The organism is Flavobacterium sp. (assembly GCF_043780635.1).
Lineage (GTDB): Bacteria > Bacteroidota > Bacteroidia > Flavobacteriales > Flavobacteriaceae > Flavobacterium.
On sequence record NZ_JAYWCK010000030.1, the window covers coordinates 12,710 to 31,663 of the forward strand.

At 33.0% G+C, this 18,954-nt stretch carries 19 protein-coding genes and 1 pseudogene; 6 read left to right on the top strand and 14 right to left on the bottom strand.

The window, feature by feature from the left end; translation table 11 throughout:
• Position 1: 1 nt before the first annotated feature.
• The 5 genes from ACH2BV_RS02445 to mraZ are packed head-to-tail and all read right to left on the bottom strand — an operon-like array spanning position 2 to position 5,180.
• Positions 2 to 1,465 (bottom strand): UDP-N-acetylmuramoyl-L-alanyl-D-glutamate--2,6-diaminopimelate ligase, encoded by a 1,464-nt coding sequence (locus ACH2BV_RS02445; protein ID WP_395049047.1) that lies wholly within the window; start codon positions 1,463 to 1,465, stop codon positions 2 to 4.
• Positions 1,462 to 3,468 (bottom strand): penicillin-binding protein, encoded by a 2,007-nt coding sequence (locus ACH2BV_RS02450; RefSeq protein ID WP_395049048.1) that lies wholly within the window; start codon positions 3,466 to 3,468, stop codon positions 1,462 to 1,464. Before ACH2BV_RS02450 ends, ACH2BV_RS02445 begins: the two co-directional genes overlap by 4 nt.
• Entirely contained in the window at positions 3,459 to 3,809 is a 351-nt protein-coding gene (locus ACH2BV_RS02455; RefSeq protein ID WP_395049049.1) for an FtsL-like putative cell division protein, read from the bottom strand. The genes ACH2BV_RS02450 and ACH2BV_RS02455 overlap by 10 nt, the downstream gene beginning before the upstream one ends.
• Positions 3,810 to 3,826: 17 nt before the next feature.
• On the bottom strand, positions 3,827 to 4,723 hold the full coding sequence (rsmH, locus tag ACH2BV_RS02460; RefSeq protein WP_395049051.1) for a 16S rRNA (cytosine(1402)-N(4))-methyltransferase RsmH: 897 nt from the start codon (positions 4,721 to 4,723) through the stop codon (positions 3,827 to 3,829).
• Positions 4,710 to 5,180, bottom strand: coding sequence for a division/cell wall cluster transcriptional repressor MraZ (gene mraZ / locus ACH2BV_RS02465; RefSeq protein ID WP_395049053.1), 471 nt, complete (start codon positions 5,178 to 5,180; stop codon positions 4,710 to 4,712). Before mraZ ends, rsmH begins: the two co-directional genes overlap by 14 nt.
• Positions 5,181 to 5,555: 375 nt before the next feature.
• Here mraZ and ACH2BV_RS02470 point away from each other — a divergent pair, with 375 nt between their 5' ends.
• Positions 5,556 to 6,329 (top strand): alpha/beta fold hydrolase, encoded by a 774-nt coding sequence (locus tag ACH2BV_RS02470; protein WP_395049054.1) that lies wholly within the window; start codon positions 5,556 to 5,558, stop codon positions 6,327 to 6,329.
• A 29-nt stretch (positions 6,330 to 6,358) separates the two neighbouring features.
• Positions 6,359 to 6,979 (top strand): ribosome biogenesis GTP-binding protein YihA/YsxC, encoded by a 621-nt coding sequence (gene yihA, locus ACH2BV_RS02475; RefSeq protein ID WP_395049056.1) that lies wholly within the window; start codon positions 6,359 to 6,361, stop codon positions 6,977 to 6,979.
• 62 nt (positions 6,980 to 7,041) lie between these two features.
• On the opposite strand, the gene gldC is transcribed toward yihA, so the two are convergent.
• Together gldC and gldB are read right to left on the bottom strand one after the other, a co-directional pair.
• Entirely contained in the window at positions 7,042 to 7,380 is a 339-nt protein-coding gene (gldC, locus tag ACH2BV_RS02480; protein ID WP_194312630.1) for a gliding motility protein GldC, read from the bottom strand.
• Positions 7,370 to 8,335 carry a gliding motility lipoprotein GldB gene (gene gldB / locus ACH2BV_RS02485; protein ID WP_395049057.1) on the bottom strand — a complete coding sequence of 322 codons (966 nt, stop codon included), beginning with the start codon at positions 8,333 to 8,335 and terminating at the stop codon, positions 7,370 to 7,372. The genes gldC and gldB overlap by 11 nt, the downstream gene beginning before the upstream one ends.
• A 148-nt stretch (positions 8,336 to 8,483) precedes the next feature.
• On the opposite strand from gldB, the gene nadE reads away from it, so the two are divergent.
• Together nadE and ACH2BV_RS02495 are read left to right on the top strand one after the other, a co-directional pair.
• Positions 8,484 to 9,290 (top strand): NAD(+) synthase, encoded by an 807-nt coding sequence (gene nadE, locus ACH2BV_RS02490; RefSeq protein ID WP_395049058.1) that lies wholly within the window; start codon positions 8,484 to 8,486, stop codon positions 9,288 to 9,290.
• An 87-nt stretch (positions 9,291 to 9,377) separates the two neighbouring features.
• On the top strand, positions 9,378 to 10,007 hold the full coding sequence (locus ACH2BV_RS02495; protein ID WP_395049060.1) for a LuxR C-terminal-related transcriptional regulator: 630 nt from the start codon (positions 9,378 to 9,380) through the stop codon (positions 10,005 to 10,007).
• Here the strand turns inward: ACH2BV_RS02495 and dnaG are convergent.
• Positions 10,004 to 11,980 carry a DNA primase gene (gene dnaG, locus ACH2BV_RS02500; protein ID WP_395049062.1) on the bottom strand — a complete coding sequence of 659 codons (1,977 nt, stop codon included), beginning with the start codon at positions 11,978 to 11,980 and terminating at the stop codon, positions 10,004 to 10,006. The two genes, ACH2BV_RS02495 and dnaG, sit on opposite strands and share 4 nt — an antisense overlap.
• Positions 11,981 to 12,055: 75 nt before the next feature.
• Entirely contained in the window at positions 12,056 to 13,033 is a 978-nt protein-coding gene (locus ACH2BV_RS02505) for a polyprenyl synthetase family protein (protein WP_395049063.1), read from the bottom strand.
• Positions 13,034 to 13,388: 355 nt separating this feature from the next.
• On the opposite strand from ACH2BV_RS02505, the gene ACH2BV_RS02510 reads away from it, so the two are divergent.
• Positions 13,389 to 14,246 (top strand): hypothetical protein, encoded by an 858-nt coding sequence (locus ACH2BV_RS02510; RefSeq protein ID WP_395049064.1) that lies wholly within the window; start codon positions 13,389 to 13,391, stop codon positions 14,244 to 14,246.
• A gap of 49 nt (positions 14,247 to 14,295) precedes the next feature.
• Here ACH2BV_RS02510 and rlmN read toward each other — a convergent pair whose 3' ends face one another.
• Positions 14,296 to 15,339 carry a 23S rRNA (adenine(2503)-C(2))-methyltransferase RlmN gene (rlmN, locus tag ACH2BV_RS02515; protein WP_395049065.1) on the bottom strand — a complete coding sequence of 348 codons (1,044 nt, stop codon included), beginning with the start codon at positions 15,337 to 15,339 and terminating at the stop codon, positions 14,296 to 14,298.
• A gap of 209 nt (positions 15,340 to 15,548) precedes the next feature.
• On the opposite strand from rlmN, the gene ACH2BV_RS02520 reads away from it, so the two are divergent.
• Complete coding sequence (locus ACH2BV_RS02520) at positions 15,549 to 16,190, top strand: O-methyltransferase (RefSeq protein WP_395049066.1); 642 nt, start codon at positions 15,549 to 15,551, stop codon at positions 16,188 to 16,190.
• Between the two features lie 108 nt (positions 16,191 to 16,298).
• On the opposite strand, the gene ACH2BV_RS02525 is transcribed toward ACH2BV_RS02520, so the two are convergent.
• The 4 genes and pseudogenes from ACH2BV_RS02525 to ACH2BV_RS02540 form a co-directional block, all read right to left on the bottom strand.
• Complete coding sequence (locus ACH2BV_RS02525; protein WP_395049068.1) at positions 16,299 to 16,862, bottom strand: phosphatase PAP2 family protein; 564 nt, start codon at positions 16,860 to 16,862, stop codon at positions 16,299 to 16,301.
• Positions 16,863 to 17,008: 146 nt separating this feature from the next.
• Positions 17,009 to 17,329 (bottom strand): annotated as a pseudogene (locus ACH2BV_RS02530) (twin-arginine translocase TatA/TatE family subunit); the annotation flags it as partial.
• 92 nt (positions 17,330 to 17,421) lie between these two features.
• Entirely contained in the window at positions 17,422 to 18,171 is a 750-nt protein-coding gene (locus ACH2BV_RS02535; protein ID WP_395049069.1) for a hypothetical protein, read from the bottom strand.
• Complete coding sequence (locus ACH2BV_RS02540) at positions 18,161 to 18,880, bottom strand: hypothetical protein (RefSeq protein ID WP_395049070.1); 720 nt, start codon at positions 18,878 to 18,880, stop codon at positions 18,161 to 18,163. Before ACH2BV_RS02540 ends, ACH2BV_RS02535 begins: the two co-directional genes overlap by 11 nt.
• Positions 18,881 to 18,954 lie beyond the last annotated feature (74 nt).

Below are 18,954 nucleotides of genomic sequence, written 5' to 3' on the forward strand. Positions count from 1 at the left end.
TCTATTTATTGAGTTGGTTTAGTAATTCTTTTACAATTTTCATATCATCAAAATCGTGTCGAACACCTTGAATTTCTTGATAAGTTTCGTGACCTTTTCCTGCAATAAGGATAATATCATTTGGCTGGGCCAATTGACAAGCTGTTTTTATAGCTTGTTTCCTATCCGTAATCGACAGGGATTTTTTATAATTTTGAGGTTCTACACCTTGTTCCATTTCATTGATAATAACTTCCGGATCCTCATTTCTTGGATTATCAGAAGTCAGGATAACTTTATCACTAAGTTCAGTGGCAATTCCTGCCATAATTGGTCGTTTGGCTTTATCTCTATTTCCACCACAACCTACAACTGTAATCAATTGTTCGTTTTTAGTGCGAATATCATAAATAGTTTTCAACACGTTTTCCAATGCATCTGGCGTGTGGGCATAATCAACAATTGCTGTAATATTCGAATTGGAAACAATAAATTGGAAACGACCCGATACACTTTCTAAATCAGATAATAATCGGAGTACTTCCAGACTTTCCATACCTAATTGAATTGCCGTTCCATAAATTGCCAATAAATTATATGCGTTGAAAGTGCCAATGAGTTTTACCCAAACTTCATTGCCGTTAATTTTCAATAACAATCCCGACAATTGGTTCTCTAGGATTTGTGCTTTATAGTCAGCATAGGATTTTAAAGCATAGGTCAATTTTTTAGCAACCGTATTTTGCAACATCACTTGACCGTTTTTATCATCGATATTTGATAAGGCAAATGCGGTTTTTGGTAAATTGTCGAAAAACGATTTTTTAACATCTCGATATTCTGCAAAAGTGGGATGATAATCTAAATGGTCGTGTGATAAATTGGTGAAAATTCCACCAACGAAATGTAAAGCTTCTGTCCGCTTCTGATGAATTCCGTGAGAACTGACTTCCATAAAGCAGTATTCAACACCGGCATCAACCATTTCTTTTAGATAATGATTTATCGTAATTGAATCAGGGGTGGTGTGTGTGGCTTTGTATTCTATTTCATCAACTAAGATTTTTACGGTGGACAAAAGGCCTACTTTAAAACCTGCTTTTTTGAATAATTGGTACAATAAAGAAGCAATCGTTGTTTTACCATTTGTTCCCGTAATACCAACCAATTTTAATTTTTGAGAAGGATTTTCAAAATAATTGGCGGCCATATAAGCCAAAGCTTTATTGGTGTCTTTTACTTGAATATATGTGATTCCTTTTGTAATTGTTTCAGGAAGAGTATCACAAACAACTGCAATAGCACCATTCCAGATAGCAGTTTCAATGTAATCGTGACCGTTTGAAATAGTGCCACGAATAGCCACAAAGACGTCATTTGCTCCAATTTTTCTAGAATCAAATTCCATTTTATTGATAGCAATATCCGTCGAACCTTTTACGGCTTCAATAGCGACTTTGTATATTATTTCTCTTAAAATAATCACGATAATTCTAATGTTATGGTTGTATTTTTATCTAAACTTTCTCCTGCTTGTATGGATTGCGTTTTTACTTTTCCAATGCCAATTATTTTTACTTTTACACCTAGATTTCCAAAAAGAGCAACAGCATCCATTCCTGACATCCCTTTTACATTTGGAACAATTGACGATTGTTGTTTCTGCGATTTTGCAAAATAACTGTCGTAATCATTTTCTTGTTTTAGTATTTTCCTGTCAATATTTTTTATCTCGTTTGTCGAAGGTGCATCAGTAAAAATTTTCTGTGCAATTCGTTTGAAAACCGGACCTGCAACATCGGCACCATAATAATTATTGTTCGAAGTGTTTGGTTTATGAACTACAACTATGCAGGAATATTTAGGTTTGTCGGCTGGGAAATAACCCACAAATGAGGAAATGTAATATTTATCTGCTCCTCCATTTGTTCTATAATTTGCAGCTGCAGTTCCTGTTTTTCCTGCCATTGAAAAATCTTTAGAATACAATTTTGATGCAGTTCCCTTTTTGACTACGTTTTCGAGAACAGCATGTAATTTCAAGATGGTTTCTTTCGAGCATACTTTTGGGTTTATGACTTCGGTGTTGTATTTTTTGATGGTTCTGTTCCACTCTTTTATTTCTGAAACAAATTGTGGTTTTACCATCACTCCATTATTAGCTACAGAATTATAAAAAGTCAAGGTTTGCAATGGCGTAATCGAAACTCCATAACCAAAAGCCATCCACGGAAGCGAAACATTAGACCAATTTTTATCACTTGGCTGAGGAACATAAGGTTTACCCTCTCCTTTTATTGGAAGTCCTAAACATTTGTTTAATCCGTAACTATTGATGTGATTAACGAATTCCGATGGATTATTTTTGTAGTTATTATAAACCGCCTGAACCATTACTGTGTTTGACGAAACTTCAAATCCGCGTGCTAATGATATCTTACCGTAACCTCCTGTGTGGGAATCTCGAACTGATTTCCCTGAGTATTTAACTACCCCGCCGTGACTATCAAAAACGGCACTTGTATCTATTTTTTTATCTTCAAGCAAGGTCATTAAATCAACCAATTTATAAGTTGAACCTGGTTCGTGAGATTCGGCAACTGCATAATTTGTGGTTTCATAATAGGAACCATCGTTGGCTCTCCCTAAATTTGAAATAGCTTTTATTTTGCCAGTTTGGGTTTCCATAACGACAACACAACCGTGATCTGCTTGATATTCTTCTAATTGTTTTAATAGGGCGTGATGCGCAATATCCTGAATAAAAACATCAATCGTAGAAATCACGTCATAGCCATCTTGAGGATCAACCTCGTTAACATCACGGATGGGTTTCCACTGTCCTTTTGCAATTTTTTGCTTTAAAATTTTGCCGTCTTTCCCATTAATATATTTCCTGTAAGCCCATTCAATACCTTTCCCATCTGGAGTTCCGTCTGGATTTCTTCTTTCATAACCAATGGTTCGCTCAGCAATTTTCCCAATTGGATGTTCTCGAACGGTTTCTTGCTCGATAATAATTCCACCTTTGTAAGCACCCAGTTTAAACAAAGGAAACCCTTTAATTTTTATAAATTCGGTATAACTCAAATCACGAGCTACAAGATAATATCTGTTTTTATTGGCTCTGGCTTTTCGCAATTCGTTTAGAAAAAAACCACTTGGTTTTCTTAAAAGAAGAGACAATGAATCGGCTAATGGTTTTACATTTTTTTCGAAAGCTTCCGCTTTTGGCGCGACAGCATCAAATCGTATTTCATAATTTGGAATTGAAGTTGCCAATAAACTTCCATCGGCAGAATAAATATTTCCTTTATTGGCAGGAATTACAAAATTTCTCACGGTTCTTTCTTTGGCTAATTTTCTATAATAATCGCCTTCGACCCATTGAATGTTTGTTAATTTTATGACAATAGCGATTGCCATCAAAAAGACGACGAAAGCTACCAGATAAATTCTGTAGGATATATTTTTATCTTCTACTGCCATAATTTTTGAAAGAAATTTTTTTCTTCTGCTACTTTTCTAACTTTTATTTTAATTGGAGGAACTGTCGATGGAAAAATTTGTTTTTCCACCATTTTTTCTGATACAGTCGATTCCATTTTTAGTTTCATTAATTCTGAACGTCTATCGACAAACTCTGAACGCAGTTCTTTCACTTGATTTGTCAACTCGGCAATCTTAAATACTTTTTGTTCAAAACGCTGGGTATTGGCAATCATAATAATAGCGAGAACAATCAAAAAAACGATAAAACGCCAGCTTTTAATGGCATCATCTTCAATAAGAAACCGCGCTTTCAATATGCCGTAAACTCCGTTTTTCATTGTTTTTTTCTAACTAATTAAATCTTTTCAGCAATTCTTAATTTTGCACTTCTCGCTCTATTATTTATTTTTATTTCAGCATTATCAGGCACGATTAATTTTCCAATGGTTTTAAATGGAACTGAAAAATTTCCAAAAAAGTCGCGTTCTGGTTCCCCTTCGAACATTCCGTTTTTCATAAATCTTTTTACCAAACGGTCTTCCAATGAGTGGTAAGAAATCACACTTAATCTTCCGCCTGGATTTAATATTTCTAAGGATTGTTCAAGAAATTCTTTCAAAACATCCATTTCCTGATTGACTTCAATTCGAATGGCTTGATAGATTTGAGCCAATATTTTATTTCTAACTCTTTCAGGTAAATGTTTTGCCAAAACTTCTTTCAATTCATCTGTAGTGTTAATTGGTTGATAATCTCTAGCTTCTAGAATTGTTCTTGCCAAAGCTGGTGCATTTTTCAATTCACCATAATCTAAGAAAACTCTTTTTAAGTTTGCATCATCGTATTCATTAACTACTCGATACGCATTCAAATCATTTTTCTGACTCATTCTCATATCCAATTCAGCATCAAAGCGAGTCGAAAAGCCTCTTTCTGGCACATCAAATTGATGAGAAGAAACTCCTAAATCTGCCAAAATTCCGTCCACACTTTTAACACCATAAAAACGTAAAAACCTTTTTATAAACCTGAAATTTTCGTTAATCAGTGTAAATCTTTCATCTGGTAAGGCATTCGCTAAAGCATCTTCATCTTGGTCAAAAGCAAATAATTTTCCGTTTGGACCCAATCTTTTTAGGATTTCTTTTGAATGCCCTCCGCCTCCAAAGGTTACGTCAACATAAACACCGTCGGGTTTTATATTCATCCCATCAACTGAAGCCTGAAGCAAAACTGGATTATGATATTCCATTGTCGTTATTTGTATTTCCCATTACTTCTTCGGCCAAATCTGCAAAATCGACATCTTCACCGCTTATTGATTTTTCGTATAAATCCTTGTCCCAAATCTCAACAATATTGACTGCAGACGAAAACACAACGTCTTTTGAAATACTTGCAAAAGCCACCAAATCTTTTGGCACCAATAATCTTCCCAAAGTATCGATTTCAACTACTTTTACGCCAGCAGTAAATCGGCGAATGAAGTCATTGTTTTTCTTAACGAATCGATTGAGTTTATTGATTTTTTGCATCATCAAATCCCATTCTTCCATTGGATACAATTCCAAACAAGATTGAAAAACAGAACGCTTCAAAACAAAACCGTTTTGAAGAGACGAAGCCAATTGCTTTTTTAAAGGCGCAGGCAAAAGCAGCCTTCCCTTAGCATCGACTTTACATTCATATGTTCCGACAATTGTATTCAAGTGAAAAAATTTTAAATGACGTTGAGCAAAAATATAAAAAATATTACCACAATTTACCACAAAATACCACTTTGTTGATAAGTTTTACCACTTTGGAAGAAGAAAGCCTAGTTTTTAGTCAATCAGAACGTTAGCTTATTTTTGACTAGTGATTTGGAAATATTGATTTTAGAAAAAATCCGTAAGTAAAACCTCCTAAAATTGAATTTTAAAGGATGATTAAAAAAAATATTAGCTAAAATTTTAAAGCAAAAAGCTTGAATATTTATCAATATTTCAAATGGACAGAAAAAATTTATAAAATTTGAATTCAAGAATTTTTTTTAATTTTTTAAAACCTATCTTTGTGGCAATTGAAAATTCGCGATAAAACGTATGGAAAAATACTTTAAGAAAGAAGGCAGATACAGCTATTATGAAGCTGGTGAAGGAACTCCGATTGTTGTTTTACATGGTTTAATGGGAGGTTTGAGCAACTTTGATGCCGTTGCAAGTTATTTTTCTGAAAAAGGATACAAAATAGTAATTCCAGATTTACCTATTTACACCCAAAATATTTTGAAAACCAACGTCAAGGCTTTCGCAAAATATGTGAAGGATTTTATCACTTTCAAAGGATTTGACCGAGTAATTTTGTTAGGGAATTCGTTAGGCGGACATATTGCGTTGTATCATACCAAAATGTATCCCGAAAAAGTAGCTGGACTTGTATTAACAGGAAGTTCAGGTCTTTACGAAAGTGCCATGGGCGATAGTTACCCGAAAAGAGGCGACTATGAATACATCAAGAAGAAAGCTCAAGATGTTTTTTATGATCCAAAAATGGCCACCAAAGAACTTGTTGACGAGGTATATGCCTCTGTAAACGACCGAATAAAACTGATAAAAACATTGACTATTGCTAAAAGCGCTATAAGACACAATATGGCAAAGGATTTGCCAAAAATGCATGTTCAGACATGTTTAATTTGGGGAAGAAATGATAGAGTTACTCCTCCGTCTGTTGCCGAAGAATTCAATGAATTATTACCAAATGTTACCCTGTATTGGATAGATAAATGTGGTCACGCCGCAATGATGGAATGCCCAGATGAATTCAATAGCTTACTTGAAGATTGGTTAACACACACACATTTGAAAGCTCACTAAGTTCTAGTGAAGAATTTATAAACACAATCATGAAAATTACAACCGCCGAATTTATTGTTAGCAACTCTGAAGTTGACAAATGTCCAAAAGACTTTTTGCCGGAATATGCTTTTATAGGCCGATCAAATGTTGGAAAATCATCATTGATTAATATGTTGACCAATCATAAAAATTTAGCAAAAACCTCAGGAAGACCCGGAAAAACTCAATTGATAAATCATTTTAAGATTAACAACAATTGGTTTTTGGTCGATTTACCTGGTTATGGATATGCAAAAGTGTCGAAGAAAACGAAATCAGTTTTTCAACAATTTATTACTGATTATTTTGAAACAAGAGAACAACTCGTTTGTGCTTTTGTATTGATTGACATTCGCCATGAAGCACAAAATATCGACATCGAATTTATGGCTTATATGGGCGAAAGTGAAATTCCTTTTTGTATTGTTTTCACCAAAGCCGATAAGATTAGCAAAGTAAAAATTGATTCCCATATTGCAGCTTACAAAAAGAAAATGTTTGCTAACAATTGGGCCGAAATGCCTCAGTATTTTGTAACCTCAGCAACAGAATCAACTGGAAAAGAAGATGTTTTAAATTACATCGAAGAAGTGAATCAGGAAGTATTTAAGAACAATAACGAGTTTTAGAAAAAAAAATATCCCAAACTCCAAGCTATTAAAGTTGGAGTTTGGGATTTTTATTGAGCTTTTTACTTTAATTTCAACTCCAATTTCTCTGCAAAATAATCACAAAAATCCTGCATTGTCGCCGACATTTTTTCGTCACCAGTAGCTCGTTGAAAAGTCTCTGTCATAGACAACAAAGTTTGATGGAAGAAAATTTTCATTTCTTCGACAGACATGTCCTTAGTCCACAATTCGATACATTTTGTTGTTTTTTCGTCACTGTTCCAAACCGAAAGCATAAAAGCTTTTGCTTCTTCTAAATTTACGCCTCCTTCGACCGCAGCCCAAGATAGTTTTTCGGGAATTCGGTTTTCGTCTAATTCGATTTGAATTTTAATTTCTGATGTATTGTTATTCGACATTTTTTTTGGGTTTATATTTAGATTTTTCAAATAGTTCTTTAACATTCATTTTTAACATTTCCTGGAGCGAAACTTCATTATTTTTCATAAAGGACCGTACCATTTGCCATCCTACCCAGGCTCCAACTCTTCCTGGCGATTCGTTGTCAATTTCGAGATAAAATTTAGAAAATGGCGCAGGATTGATAAAACGATTACTCAGTTTTTGATCGTCGCTGTAGAGCATTTCATTTTCCAGAAAATAACGCCACATATAGCTTTCGTTTTCCTCACACCACTTGATTTGTTCTGGTGTGTAACCCATTTTGTCGGCATCATTATAATCAGGTAAAAGAACATCTTTTAAATACAATTGTTTTCCAAAATAAATCATTTGACTTAATAAATTCTTGTCTATAACTGGCGCTATTTTTTGTGTTGAAAAACTTGAAACCACATCAGGCATAATTTGTTTTTGCTCGAAATTTTGTTTCAAATACTTAGGAAATTGATAAAACTTATGTTCTTTACCCAAATATAATTCAAGGGAAATAATAACTAAACTATCGGCATAAATTACTTTATTATTATAGTCCATTTCAGAGATTACAGTAATTACCTTGGGAGTCTTGGTTTTTGGGAAATAATATTTGATGTGTTGAAAAAGAGTGTTAAGTTCTTTTTTTACGGGTTCAAAATCAGAATATTTTTTTTGAACTTCAGTATATAATTCTCTCCAAAGCGGATTTTGCATTTTTTCTAACCAAACGCTATCTGGAGTTCCATTTGGAAAAAAAAATGGAAATTCTTTTTTTAGTTTATTCAAATCCTTAGGTGAAGTCTCAAAAAATAGTTTGTCAAAACGCTCTACTTTGATTTCTACCGGAATTTTTTCGACCGCATTTTCGACTTTTGATTTTTTTTCACAAGAAATAAAAGCGAATGTTATGGCAATTATAAAAATTATTCTTTTCATTTTATTTTTTTAGCCCCGATAGCAGTGGAAATCCTTTTCTTTTTTTCCTTTAGAAAAAGAAAAGATTGCAACGGATAGCGGGAATAGCTTCTAAAAATTATTATTTTTGCAAATATACAATTCCTACTTTTTAAAAACCCAAACTATTATGCCTAAAAAAAGCACCATTCAAGTTGAAAAAGTAAATACACATATTGTCAATTGGTTAAAAACCTATGCGGAAAACGCAAAAGTTAATGGTTTTGTTGTGGGAATTTCTGGCGGAGTCGATTCAGCAGTTACTTCAACACTTTGTGCACAAACTGGGTTGCCTACTTTGTGTGTTGAAATGCCTATTCATCAGGCTCCAAGTCACGTAAGTCGAGGTCGTGAACATATTGAACAATTGAAAAACCGATTTCCAAACGTGACCAATGTTGAAGCAAATTTGACTTCAGTTTTTGAAACTTTCAAAAATATTGTTCCAAATGTAGCAATTTCGGATAAGGTAAATTTGTCTTTGGCCAACACTCGGGCTCGTTTACGAATGACTACTTTGTATTATTTTGCAGGAATTCAAGGCTTGTTAGTTGCCGGAACGGGAAATAAGGTAGAAGATTTTGGTGTTGGTTTTTATACAAAATATGGTGACGGCGGAGTTGATTTAAGTCCAATAGCGGATTTAATGAAGTCCGATGTTTATGCTTTGGGCAACTATTTAAAAATCCCGGTTTCAATTTTAGAAGCTTCTCCAACCGATGGATTATTTGGAGATGACAGAACAGACGAAGACCAAATTGGCGCCAGTTATGATGAATTGGAATGGGCGATGCTTGAGGTGGAAAAAGGAAAAGTTCCAGTAGATTTCTCTGGAAGAGAAAAAAATGTTCTCGAAATTTATATGCGATTAAACACCATTAATCAGCATAAAATGAGAGAAATTCCGGTTTGTAAGATTTCAAACGGATTTAAGTAGTATTTTTCTAATATTTATAGAAAGTTTACAAATTTTTTCATTAACTTTACTTGTGGATAAAATATTGACAATTCTAAATTTAATATTATGATAAAAGTTTGTTTAGCAAATAATCATCCCGTTGTGCATTTTGGGGTAAAATCCTACTTTAAAGATCATGATGATATTTCAATTGTTGCCAACGTGGGGAATTTTTTAATGGTACGAGACATCCTCCTTACTAAGGAGATTGATGTCTTAATCTTGGATCTAGAATTAGAAGGTCTTTCTAGTATTTTTGAAGTTAAAAATATTTTGAAAAATTTTCCAAAAACAAAAATCATCATATTTAGTGACCTTTCAGAGCAAATTTATGCGCCAAATGCAATAAAAGCCGGAGTTTCAGGATTTGTTTCTAAAAAAGAAAAATTAGAAACCTTGGGTCAGGCAATTATTAAAGTGCATCAAGGAAAGATTATCATAGACGAAACTGTTAAGAAAAACCTTGCCCTGATTGCTAAACAAAACAAAAGTGAGCGTTTATATCGCAAACTCTCTAATCGTGAAGTGGAAGTTTTGCGCTATTTAAGCGATGGTAAGAAAAACAACGAAATCTCTAAAATATTAGGACTTAACGAAAAAACAATAAGTACTTATAAATTAAGATTATTGCAAAAATTAAATGTTACTAATTTGGTGGATTTGGTAAATAAAGCCAAAACACTGGAAATAGTTTAATTATAGCGTGACATTACTCTCCCTAATTTTTTCGAAAAAGAATTAATTAGTTTATAATAATCCATCGCCATAGACAAGGGCTCAATGTTATCAGAATCTGGTTCTGATGATATTGAGCTTTTTATTTCTTCAATAATTCGGTCTACTAAATACCAACGTAATGTTAGAATAGTTTCAGAAACATATTGGCTAATGGTATCCTCTTTAGTCTTTGGAAAAATGCTTTGACCTTCCCAGTTATGCAAAGCGACTCTTTCGTCTTCCATTAAAATATCTGTCACTTCTTGAGCAAATTCAGGCTGCAAATGCATTAAATATTGCTCTATACTAAAGTTTTCAGTTTGAAGATAATAATTTATTAAATTATTAAAGATCTCTCTGAATAACGGATTGGCCAGTTCCACTTCGTCTTCCTGTAAACTCAAATAGATTCTTTGAAATACTTTGTATTCTTTCTTTTCAATTATATTTTCAATTTCTCCAGCTTCATTAGCCTTTAAAAGAACGTCTTCAAATTCCTCTGTTTTATTTCCATAAAGCAAAAGAATTTCTATTATTTTGCGTTCCAATCCATAAAGAATATCAACTTTTTCGACCTGAATTGCAGCATCATTTTTAACAACTTCAAAGGTTTTTTGCTCTTGTTTTTGCTTTTTTCCAATGTCCGAAATGTCTTTTTTAACCAATTGGGCCAATGTACTTATAAGCACTTGCTCGGAAATATCCATAATTCGAGAACATTCCTGAATATATATTTCGCGCTGAATTCTGTCCGGAATTTTGGAAATACTCACGACCATATCTCGAATCAAATCAGCTTTTTTGACTGGGTCATTTTTAGCATCATTCATCAACAACGATGCTTTGAACTGGATAAAATCTTTAGAATTTTCATCTAAATATTTGATCAACTCTTCATAAGGAGTTTTCTTGGCAAAACTATCAGGATCTTCTCCATCGGGAAATGCACATACTTTCACGTTCATTCCTTCTTCAAGAATCAAATCAATTCCACGAATAGAAGCTCGTAATCCTGCAGCATCACCGTCAAAAAGAACGGTTATGTTTCTTGTCAATCTATTGATTAATCGGATTTGGTCTGGTGTCAAAGCTGTGCCTGATGACGCTACCACATTTTCAATTCCGGCTTGATTAAACTGGATAACATCGGTGTAACCTTCGACTAAATAACAATTATTTTGTTTAGCAATGGATTGTTTAGCTTGAAAAATTCCGTACAAAACTTTACTCTTATGGTAAATATCACTTTCGGGAGAATTGAGATATTTTGCTGCTTTTTTATCATTGCCCAAAATTCTTCCTCCAAAACCCAAAATTCTTCCCGACATACTTTGGATGGGAAAAATCACACGCCCTTTGAAACGATCAAAAGGTCTGTCATCTTTGGGAATTGTCAATCCTGTGCTTTCTAAAAATTCTAATTTGTACCCTTTTCCCAAAGCTTCTTTTGTAAAAGCATCCCAAGCTTCGGGAGAATATCCAAGAAAAAATTTCTTTATAGTTTCACTAGTAAAACCACGTTCTTTGAAATAGGAAAGTCCAATAGCTTTGCCTTCTTCTGAATGTAAAAGTGTGTTGTGAAAATAATCTTTTGCAAATTCAGAAACCAAATACATACTTTCGCGAACGTCAGTATTCGCTTTTTCTTCATCCGTTTGTTCGGTCTCTTCAATTTCGATATTGTATTTTTTTGCTAAATATCTAATTGCTTCCGGATAGGTAAAATGAGAATGTTCCATCAAGAAAGCTACTGAATTTCCACCTTTGCCTGAGCTGAAATCTTTCCAAATTTGCTTTACCGGCGAAACCATAAATGACGGAGATCGCTCATCAGAAAACGGACTTAATCCTTTGAAATTAGTTCCGGCTCGTTTTAATTGTACAAAATCGCCAATAACCTCCTCAACTCGAGCAGTTTCGAAAACAATGTCTATAGTGGCTTTTGAAATCAATTTCTGTTGAAAGATTTAATTATTGGAAAGTTGTAAAAATACGTAAATCAAAATAAAAAAATATGAAAATAACCTTTACTTTTTTCTTTCAATAACATAATTCACCATCAAAGTCAAAGCATCTTTGAACTCAGATTTAGGATAAATATCCAAAAGCAAAAGAGCTTCTTGCTGGAATTGTGCCATTTTTTGTTCGGCATAAAGTAGTCCGTTGTTATTTTTCACAAAGGCAATAACTTCTTTTACTCTCTTTTTGTCTTTGTTGTGGTTTTTGATTGAATTAATGACCCAGGATTTTTCTTTTGAAGTACAATTATTCAAAACGTGAATAAGCGGCAAAGTCATTTTCTGTTCTTTGATGTCGATTCCAGTAGGTTTGCCAATAGCTTCCTCTGTATAATCAAATAAATCGTCTTTTATTTGAAAAGCCATTCCTATGAGTTCTCCAAATTTTCTCATATTTTCGACCTGAATTTCATCCTCAATAACCGATTTTGCTCCTAAAGCGCAACAAGCAGCAATAAGTGTAGCTGTTTTTTTTCGAATGATTTCGTAATAAACATCTTCAGTAATATCAAGTCTTCTGGCTTTTTCAATTTGCAATAATTCACCTTCACTCATTTCGCGCACGGCCACAGAAATAATTCTTAGCAAATCAAAATCTCCATTATCTATTGAAAGCAACAACCCTTTGGATAATAAATAATCTCCAACAAGTACGGCAATTTTATTTTTCCAAAGTGCATTAATGGAGAAAAAGCCTCTTCGGCGATTACTGTCATCCACAACATCATCGTGAACCAAAGTAGCAGTATGAATCAACTCAATTACTGATGCCCCTCGATAAGTCCTTTCGTTTACAATTCCTTCAGAAACCATTTTTGCAGTCAAGAAAACAAACATTGGGCGCATTTGTTTTCCTTTTCGATTGACGATATAATAAGTGATTCTGTTCAGTAAAGCCACTTTTGAAGTCATCGATTCATAGAACTTTTTTTCAAAAAGTTCCATTTCGATAAAAATAGGCTGTTTTATTTGAGAAGTGATATTCATCTAGGATTCAAATATACTATTTTCGAATAAAAAAAACGTTATCTATTTACTGTAAATGAAAGTGTTTTTTGAATTATTTTATTTTGAGTTAAAACCATTTTGAATTCTATCTGATTACCCATCTTTAAAAATTTCCTTAATGAAATAAAATAATCTGAATTTTGTACAATATCTTAACTATAATAATGAATAAATCACTAATTATTAGACACATAACATTTATTTAAAAATGTGTAGTTCATCATTTTAAGATAGCAACTCACTTGTTTTGCATTTTTTTACATAAATTTGATATCCCCATTTAAACCTTTTATTAATATATCTATCAAAGATAGAAACCTTAAAAAATTTTATTATGAAAACAAAAATTTTATTATTTGCAACATTGCTTTCGATTACATTTTTTATCGGATGTAATACTAACGAATCTGTTAATCAGCCGTCAGCAGCAATAACAACAGATGAAGCTGTTATCAATTCTGATATTGATGCTTCAATAGATGACGTTTCAATTATTGCAGAAGACCAATTTGACATGCAAAAAAGTTTGACTCTCAAAACAAGTATGGGAATGGCAAGTATGTTGCCTACTTGTGCTACAGTTACAATTGTTTTAACTACTGACACATGGACAAGAACTATTGATTTTGGTACTCAAGGTTGTACATTACACAACGGTAACATTGTGAAAGGAAAAATAATTGTTAGTTCTACAAAAGATTTTACAACCCCAATAAAAACCATTACATATACTTTGGTAGGATTTTACCATAATGGCAAGTTGATTGAAGGAACTAAAACAATTATTCGCGAACTTAAAAGTACTGAATTATTATCAGCAATACATCCAGTTACTACTCATTCTATAGACATGAAAATCACATATCCTGATGGTAAAATATATACCAGAATAGGAACTCGAGTTAGAGAAATGGTAGAAGGCATGACTTCTATTACTAATTGGGAAGATAACGTTTTCAAAGTTTGGGGATATAATATTACAACTTTTCCTAATGGTTCAAAATATACCAGCACTATAAAAACTCCGCTTCGAATTAATATGAGTTGCAAAATGCCTTTCCCGGTTGCTGGTATTATTGAAATCACGAAAAATGACGGAAAAGCTACACTTGATTACGGAAAAGGAGATTGTGATGATCTTGCAACAATTACAGTTAACGGTGTTGCAAAAGAAATTCATCTGAAAAGATAATTTAAAAAACTTATAAATCAAAAACGTCCCGAGATTATCGGGACGTTTTTTATGCTTCTTTATTTGCTAATTGGCCACAGGCGGCATCAATGTCTTTTCCGCGACTTCTACGAACTTTTACTATGATATCATTAGCTTCAAGTGCTTTTATGTAAGCATTAATTGATTCTTCTGAAGCTTGTTGAAACTCTCCATCATCTATGGGATTGTACTCTATTAAATTGACTTTACAAGGAACATATTTACAGAATTTTACCAATGCATCAATGGATTCTTTGTTGTCATTAATCCCTTTCCAAACGACATATTCGAAAGAAATTTTACTTTTAGTTTTTCTATACCAATATTCCAATGATTCTCTCAACTCAGCTAATGGAAAACTTGCGCTAAAAGGCATTATTCGTGAACGAATTTCATCTATTGCGGAATGCAAAGAAACGGCCAAATTAAATTTCACTTCATCATCCGCCAATTTTTTTATCATTTTTGGAACACCGGAAGTCGAAACTGTAATCCGTTTGGGTGACATTCCCAAACCTTCGTTTGAAGTTATCATTTCGATGGCTTTCATCACATTATTGTAATTCATAAGCGGTTCACCCATTCCCATAAAAACAATATTAGACAAAGGATGATTGTAATACAAACGGCTTTCTTTGTCGATAGCGATTACTTGATCATAAATTTCTCCTGGTTCCAGATTTCGCATTCTTTTTAATCGAGCCGTGGCACAAAAATTACAATCTAAACTACAACCCACTTGGCTAGAAACACAAGCTGTTGTTCTGGTGTTTGTTGGAATCAAAACACTTTCCACAACCAAACCATCGTGAAGTCGAACCGCGTTTTTTACCGTTCCGTCTTCACTTCGCTGCATTATATCCACTTTTATGTGATTGATTACAAAATTATTTTCGAGCATAGCACGAGTCGCTTTTGCAACATTTGTCATATCCTCAAAACTATGTGCCCCTTTGCTCCACAACCATTCGTAAACTTGATTACCGCGAAAGGCCTGGTCACCATTGGTTACAAAAAAATTTCTTAATTGTTCTTTGGATAAAGCTCTAATATCTTTTTTCTCAATTTGCATAGCGCAAATTTAATGACTATTTGTTGATTTATACCGATTATGTATTCAAAATAGTCCAATAAAAATTGGACTGTTTTCATACTATATCGGCATTATATTACTTGATTTTGGACTATTTTAAAAAATATAGATGGTATTATTTCATCAATTCGTATAAATGCTCGTGTGTTGATTTGATAATTTGATAACTTTGACAAAAATTAATAAAAATGCATTTCATTTCCCAAGAATTAGAAGACTATATCGAGCAACATTCGCAGAAAGAGCCCGAATTATTGGCGGCTTTAGATAAAGAAACTTTTCAGAAAGTTTTATTGCCAAGAATGCTAAGCGGACATTTTCAAGGACGCGTTTTGAGTATGCTCTCAAAACTGATTCGTCCAGTGAATATCCTTGAAATAGGAACTTATACCGGCTATTCGGCATTGTGTTTGTGCGAAGGAATGCAGGAAAACGGAATACTTCACACCATTGATATCAAGGAAGAATTGGTAGATTTCCAAAGAAAATATTTTAATAAATCACCTTGGGGAAACCAGATTATACAGCATCTTGGTGAAGCTTTGGATATTATTCCTACTTTGGACGTGAAATTTGATTTGGTTTTTATCGATGCCGACAAGGAAAATTACATCCACTATTTTGAATTTATTGTTCCAAAAATGAACAAAGGCGGAATTATTCTTTCGGACAATGTATTGTGGAGTGGAAAAGTTCTCGAACCTTTACAACCAAATGATTTGAGCACAAAAATCCTTGTAGAATACAATAAATTATTAAAAAAAGATCCTAGAGTAGAAACAGTTTTATTGCCTATTCGAGATGGATTGACGGTGAGCCGGGTTTTATAAATAACAGATTATTGAATTGAAAACTGAAGCCCTAGCCCTGATAGAAGTGGAAATCCCACGCTTTTTTTGCGTGGATTGAAACGAATAGCAGGAAAAAGCTCCTAAAAGTTAAACGGGGAAATATTTTTTTTGTGTAATTGTATACAATTTAAACATCAAAGACCCTAATATTACTCCACACAAATACCCACAAATAATATCTAATGGATAATGCAATCCCAGATATATCCTGCTATAAGCAAAGATTAATGGCCATAAAAACAGCAACCAAAAGTATTTGAAATCCTTCTTGAAAATAAGGTATAAAAAAGTGGCAACTGCCATTGTGTTTGCAGCGTGACCAGAGAAAAAACTAAACGATTTTCTTGATTGTACTATACGTATAAAGGAATTTATTGCCGGATTGTTGCATGGTCGGAGTCTTTGAAATCCATTTTTAAATAAATTGGTAATTTGGTCTGTAAAAAGCAACAAAATCGCCACAAATAACAGCAAATACAAGGTTTGTTTTGTTCCTAATTTCTTGAAAATAAAATATAATAATAAAATAAAAAGCGGAATCCAACTGGTTTGTTTGGTAATAATTGACCAAAGCCCATCATAAGTTGTGGAGCCCAGACCATTTAAGTAAATAAATAATTTTTCGTCAAGCGACAGTATTTTCTCCAACATTATTTTTTGCGTTTTATTGGACCAACACTATCTTCTTTTTCTTCTGTTGGAGGAGTTGCATCAGCTAATAAATCGTCTTTAGGTTTTTCAACTTCTACTGTAACCGTAGTCGAAACTTCACTAATGGAGGTTGTTGTTTCACCAAGTAAATCGTTTTTTGTTTTATTTATCTCTGAAGTAAAAGTGGTAGAAATTCCAGTTAATACATTTGTATCTCCAAGTATATTAGTTTTGGCACTGTTGATTTCAGAAGTGATATTATTAGTCAAATCACTTAACATTTTTTGGTCGAAACCATTAGCATCGGCTCCTTTTTGGATTTCGCTTTTTATGTCGTTTGTAGCGTTTTTTAATTGAGCCATTGCTTTGCCCATTGTACGGGCAATTTCTGGAACTTTATCAGAACCAAAAAGCATTAGAACCACAAACATTATAAAAATTAATTCGCCTCCACCGATTCCAAACATAATCTATTTTTTTAAGTTGCAAAGTTACAAAGATGTACAGTTACAAAATATTATTATTAATATTTAATTAACTATAATCAAATCTTAACTTTTCAATTTTCAAATGTAGTAAATCTTTTGAATTCCTCGTTTTTTGTAATTAGAAATTCAATCAATTCAAATTCCAAATTGGGATTTAAAAGTTCTTTCGCTTTTGGATCATTTTCACAATAAATCAGGAAAAGTCCAATTTCATCTTTTTTTAATTGTAATGTGTTGGTGAAGAAAAAGGGACTAATTCTCTTTGGTACAATTTCAGAAAAATCACCATAGCCATCAGTTTTTGTCTTTTCAGGGTTTTCTTTGACGAATATTTTCCAAATCATTTTGCCCACTCGAATAACGTCCATTCCGTATACTATTTCGTGGTAAGGCATTAAAGGATTATTTAGCGAAGACTGTTTGTCCTCAAAATATTGCGTATCAATAATTGATTGAATATTACCTAAATTAGGTTTTATAACTATTTTTTTAACCACAACTTCCTCTAATTGATTTACAAATACGTTTAGCCTAATTATTATTAGTGAGGGCGTAAAATCTTTTTCAGAAAGAACAATTCTTTTAGACTTTAATCCTAAACTTGAAATAAGCAAAGTATCATTTGTTTTTGCCAAAATATCAAAAAAACCTTGTGGACTTATAAATGTTCTCGTTTTGGAATTTACATTAAACACATAACCACTTTCTACATTGACCGAATCGTTTAAAACCATACCGTGTAATGATTTTTTGGTCAATGCTTGTCCAAGACAAAATTGATAAAACAAACAAAAGGCAAGAATTCCTATTTTAGTTTTCATCTGAAATAATTTCAATGTACTTTTCGGCCAAAGGAACTATCAAAAATTTAGTCATTGTTTTGTTTTTCGACTTTAAAGCCATAACAAAGTTAGTGTTTTCTATACAATAATACTGAAATCCTTTGATGTAATTGGCAGGAATTTTCAGTGTCTTTATGTAATAATCATCGTCAAAAAGTGTTCCAATTTTCATCAATAAATACTCTTTTTTTTCTACTTCGAGTTCTTTTTTGAGCATCGCCGTTCTGCCAGACATCAAATTCAATAATGCATCGACGGGTGTAGAATTTGCCGTGTATAATTTCCTCTCTGCTGGCGTGTAATGTTTTACACCTTTAGGAGAAATCCCTAATGAAACTGCATTAATTTCAGGATGCTTATTGACAATTACTTCTTTTAATTCGGTAGTTTTTGAAGTCATTTTTATGATTAGAACTTCTGATTTTAAATCATTTTCTTCGATTATCCTGCGGAAATATTCTAAATTTACTGATGAGAAAACTAGTAAATCGTCGGCTTTAGCCAAAATATAAAAGTCTCCATTACTATCACTTGCTGTACTTTTTTCGTTAACCAGATTAATAACGGTTACACCCTCAATACTTCCGGATTTAACTCTTATTTTTCCGTGAATCAATTTTTGGCTTCCATTTTGCCCAATAGTAATTTGAGAAAAGAGATAAAATAAAATAAGTAGAAATTCCCTCATAAACTGGCATAAGATTTATTGACACAATGTAAAAGTATCTTAATCCTTCACAATTATTGAACAATGAATTGGTA

Excerpts from the sequence above, each read along its gene's own strand:
- ACH2BV_RS02450 (WP_395049048.1), bottom strand. The coding sequence starts at position 3,468 with ATGGCAGTAGAAGATAAAAATATATCCTACAGAATTTATCTGGTAGCT.
- ACH2BV_RS02455 (WP_395049049.1), bottom strand. The coding sequence starts at position 3,809 with ATGAAAAACGGAGTTTACGGCATATTGAAAGCGCGGTTTCTTATTGAA.
- rsmH (WP_395049051.1), bottom strand. The coding sequence starts at position 4,723 with ATGGAATATCATAATCCAGTTTTGCTTCAGGCTTCAGTTGATGGGATG.
- ACH2BV_RS02470 (WP_395049054.1), top strand. The coding sequence starts at position 5,556 with ATGGAAAAATACTTTAAGAAAGAAGGCAGATACAGCTATTATGAAGCT.
- yihA (WP_395049056.1), top strand. The coding sequence starts at position 6,359 with ATGAAAATTACAACCGCCGAATTTATTGTTAGCAACTCTGAAGTTGAC.
- gldC (WP_194312630.1), bottom strand. The coding sequence starts at position 7,380 with ATGTCGAATAACAATACATCAGAAATTAAAATTCAAATCGAATTAGAC.
- gldB (WP_395049057.1), bottom strand. The coding sequence starts at position 8,335 with ATGAAAAGAATAATTTTTATAATTGCCATAACATTCGCTTTTATTTCT.
- nadE (WP_395049058.1), top strand. The coding sequence starts at position 8,484 with ATGCCTAAAAAAAGCACCATTCAAGTTGAAAAAGTAAATACACATATT.
- ACH2BV_RS02495 (WP_395049060.1), top strand. The coding sequence starts at position 9,378 with ATGATAAAAGTTTGTTTAGCAAATAATCATCCCGTTGTGCATTTTGGG.
- ACH2BV_RS02505 (WP_395049063.1), bottom strand. The coding sequence starts at position 13,033 with ATGAATATCACTTCTCAAATAAAACAGCCTATTTTTATCGAAATGGAA.
- ACH2BV_RS02510 (WP_395049064.1), top strand. The coding sequence starts at position 13,389 with ATGAAAACAAAAATTTTATTATTTGCAACATTGCTTTCGATTACATTT.
- rlmN (WP_395049065.1), bottom strand. The coding sequence starts at position 15,339 with ATGCAAATTGAGAAAAAAGATATTAGAGCTTTATCCAAAGAACAATTA.
- ACH2BV_RS02520 (WP_395049066.1), top strand. The coding sequence starts at position 15,549 with ATGCATTTCATTTCCCAAGAATTAGAAGACTATATCGAGCAACATTCG.
- ACH2BV_RS02525 (WP_395049068.1), bottom strand. The coding sequence starts at position 16,862 with ATGTTGGAGAAAATACTGTCGCTTGACGAAAAATTATTTATTTACTTA.
- ACH2BV_RS02535 (WP_395049069.1), bottom strand. The coding sequence starts at position 18,171 with ATGAAAACTAAAATAGGAATTCTTGCCTTTTGTTTGTTTTATCAATTT.
- ACH2BV_RS02540 (WP_395049070.1), bottom strand. The coding sequence starts at position 18,880 with ATGAGGGAATTTCTACTTATTTTATTTTATCTCTTTTCTCAAATTACT.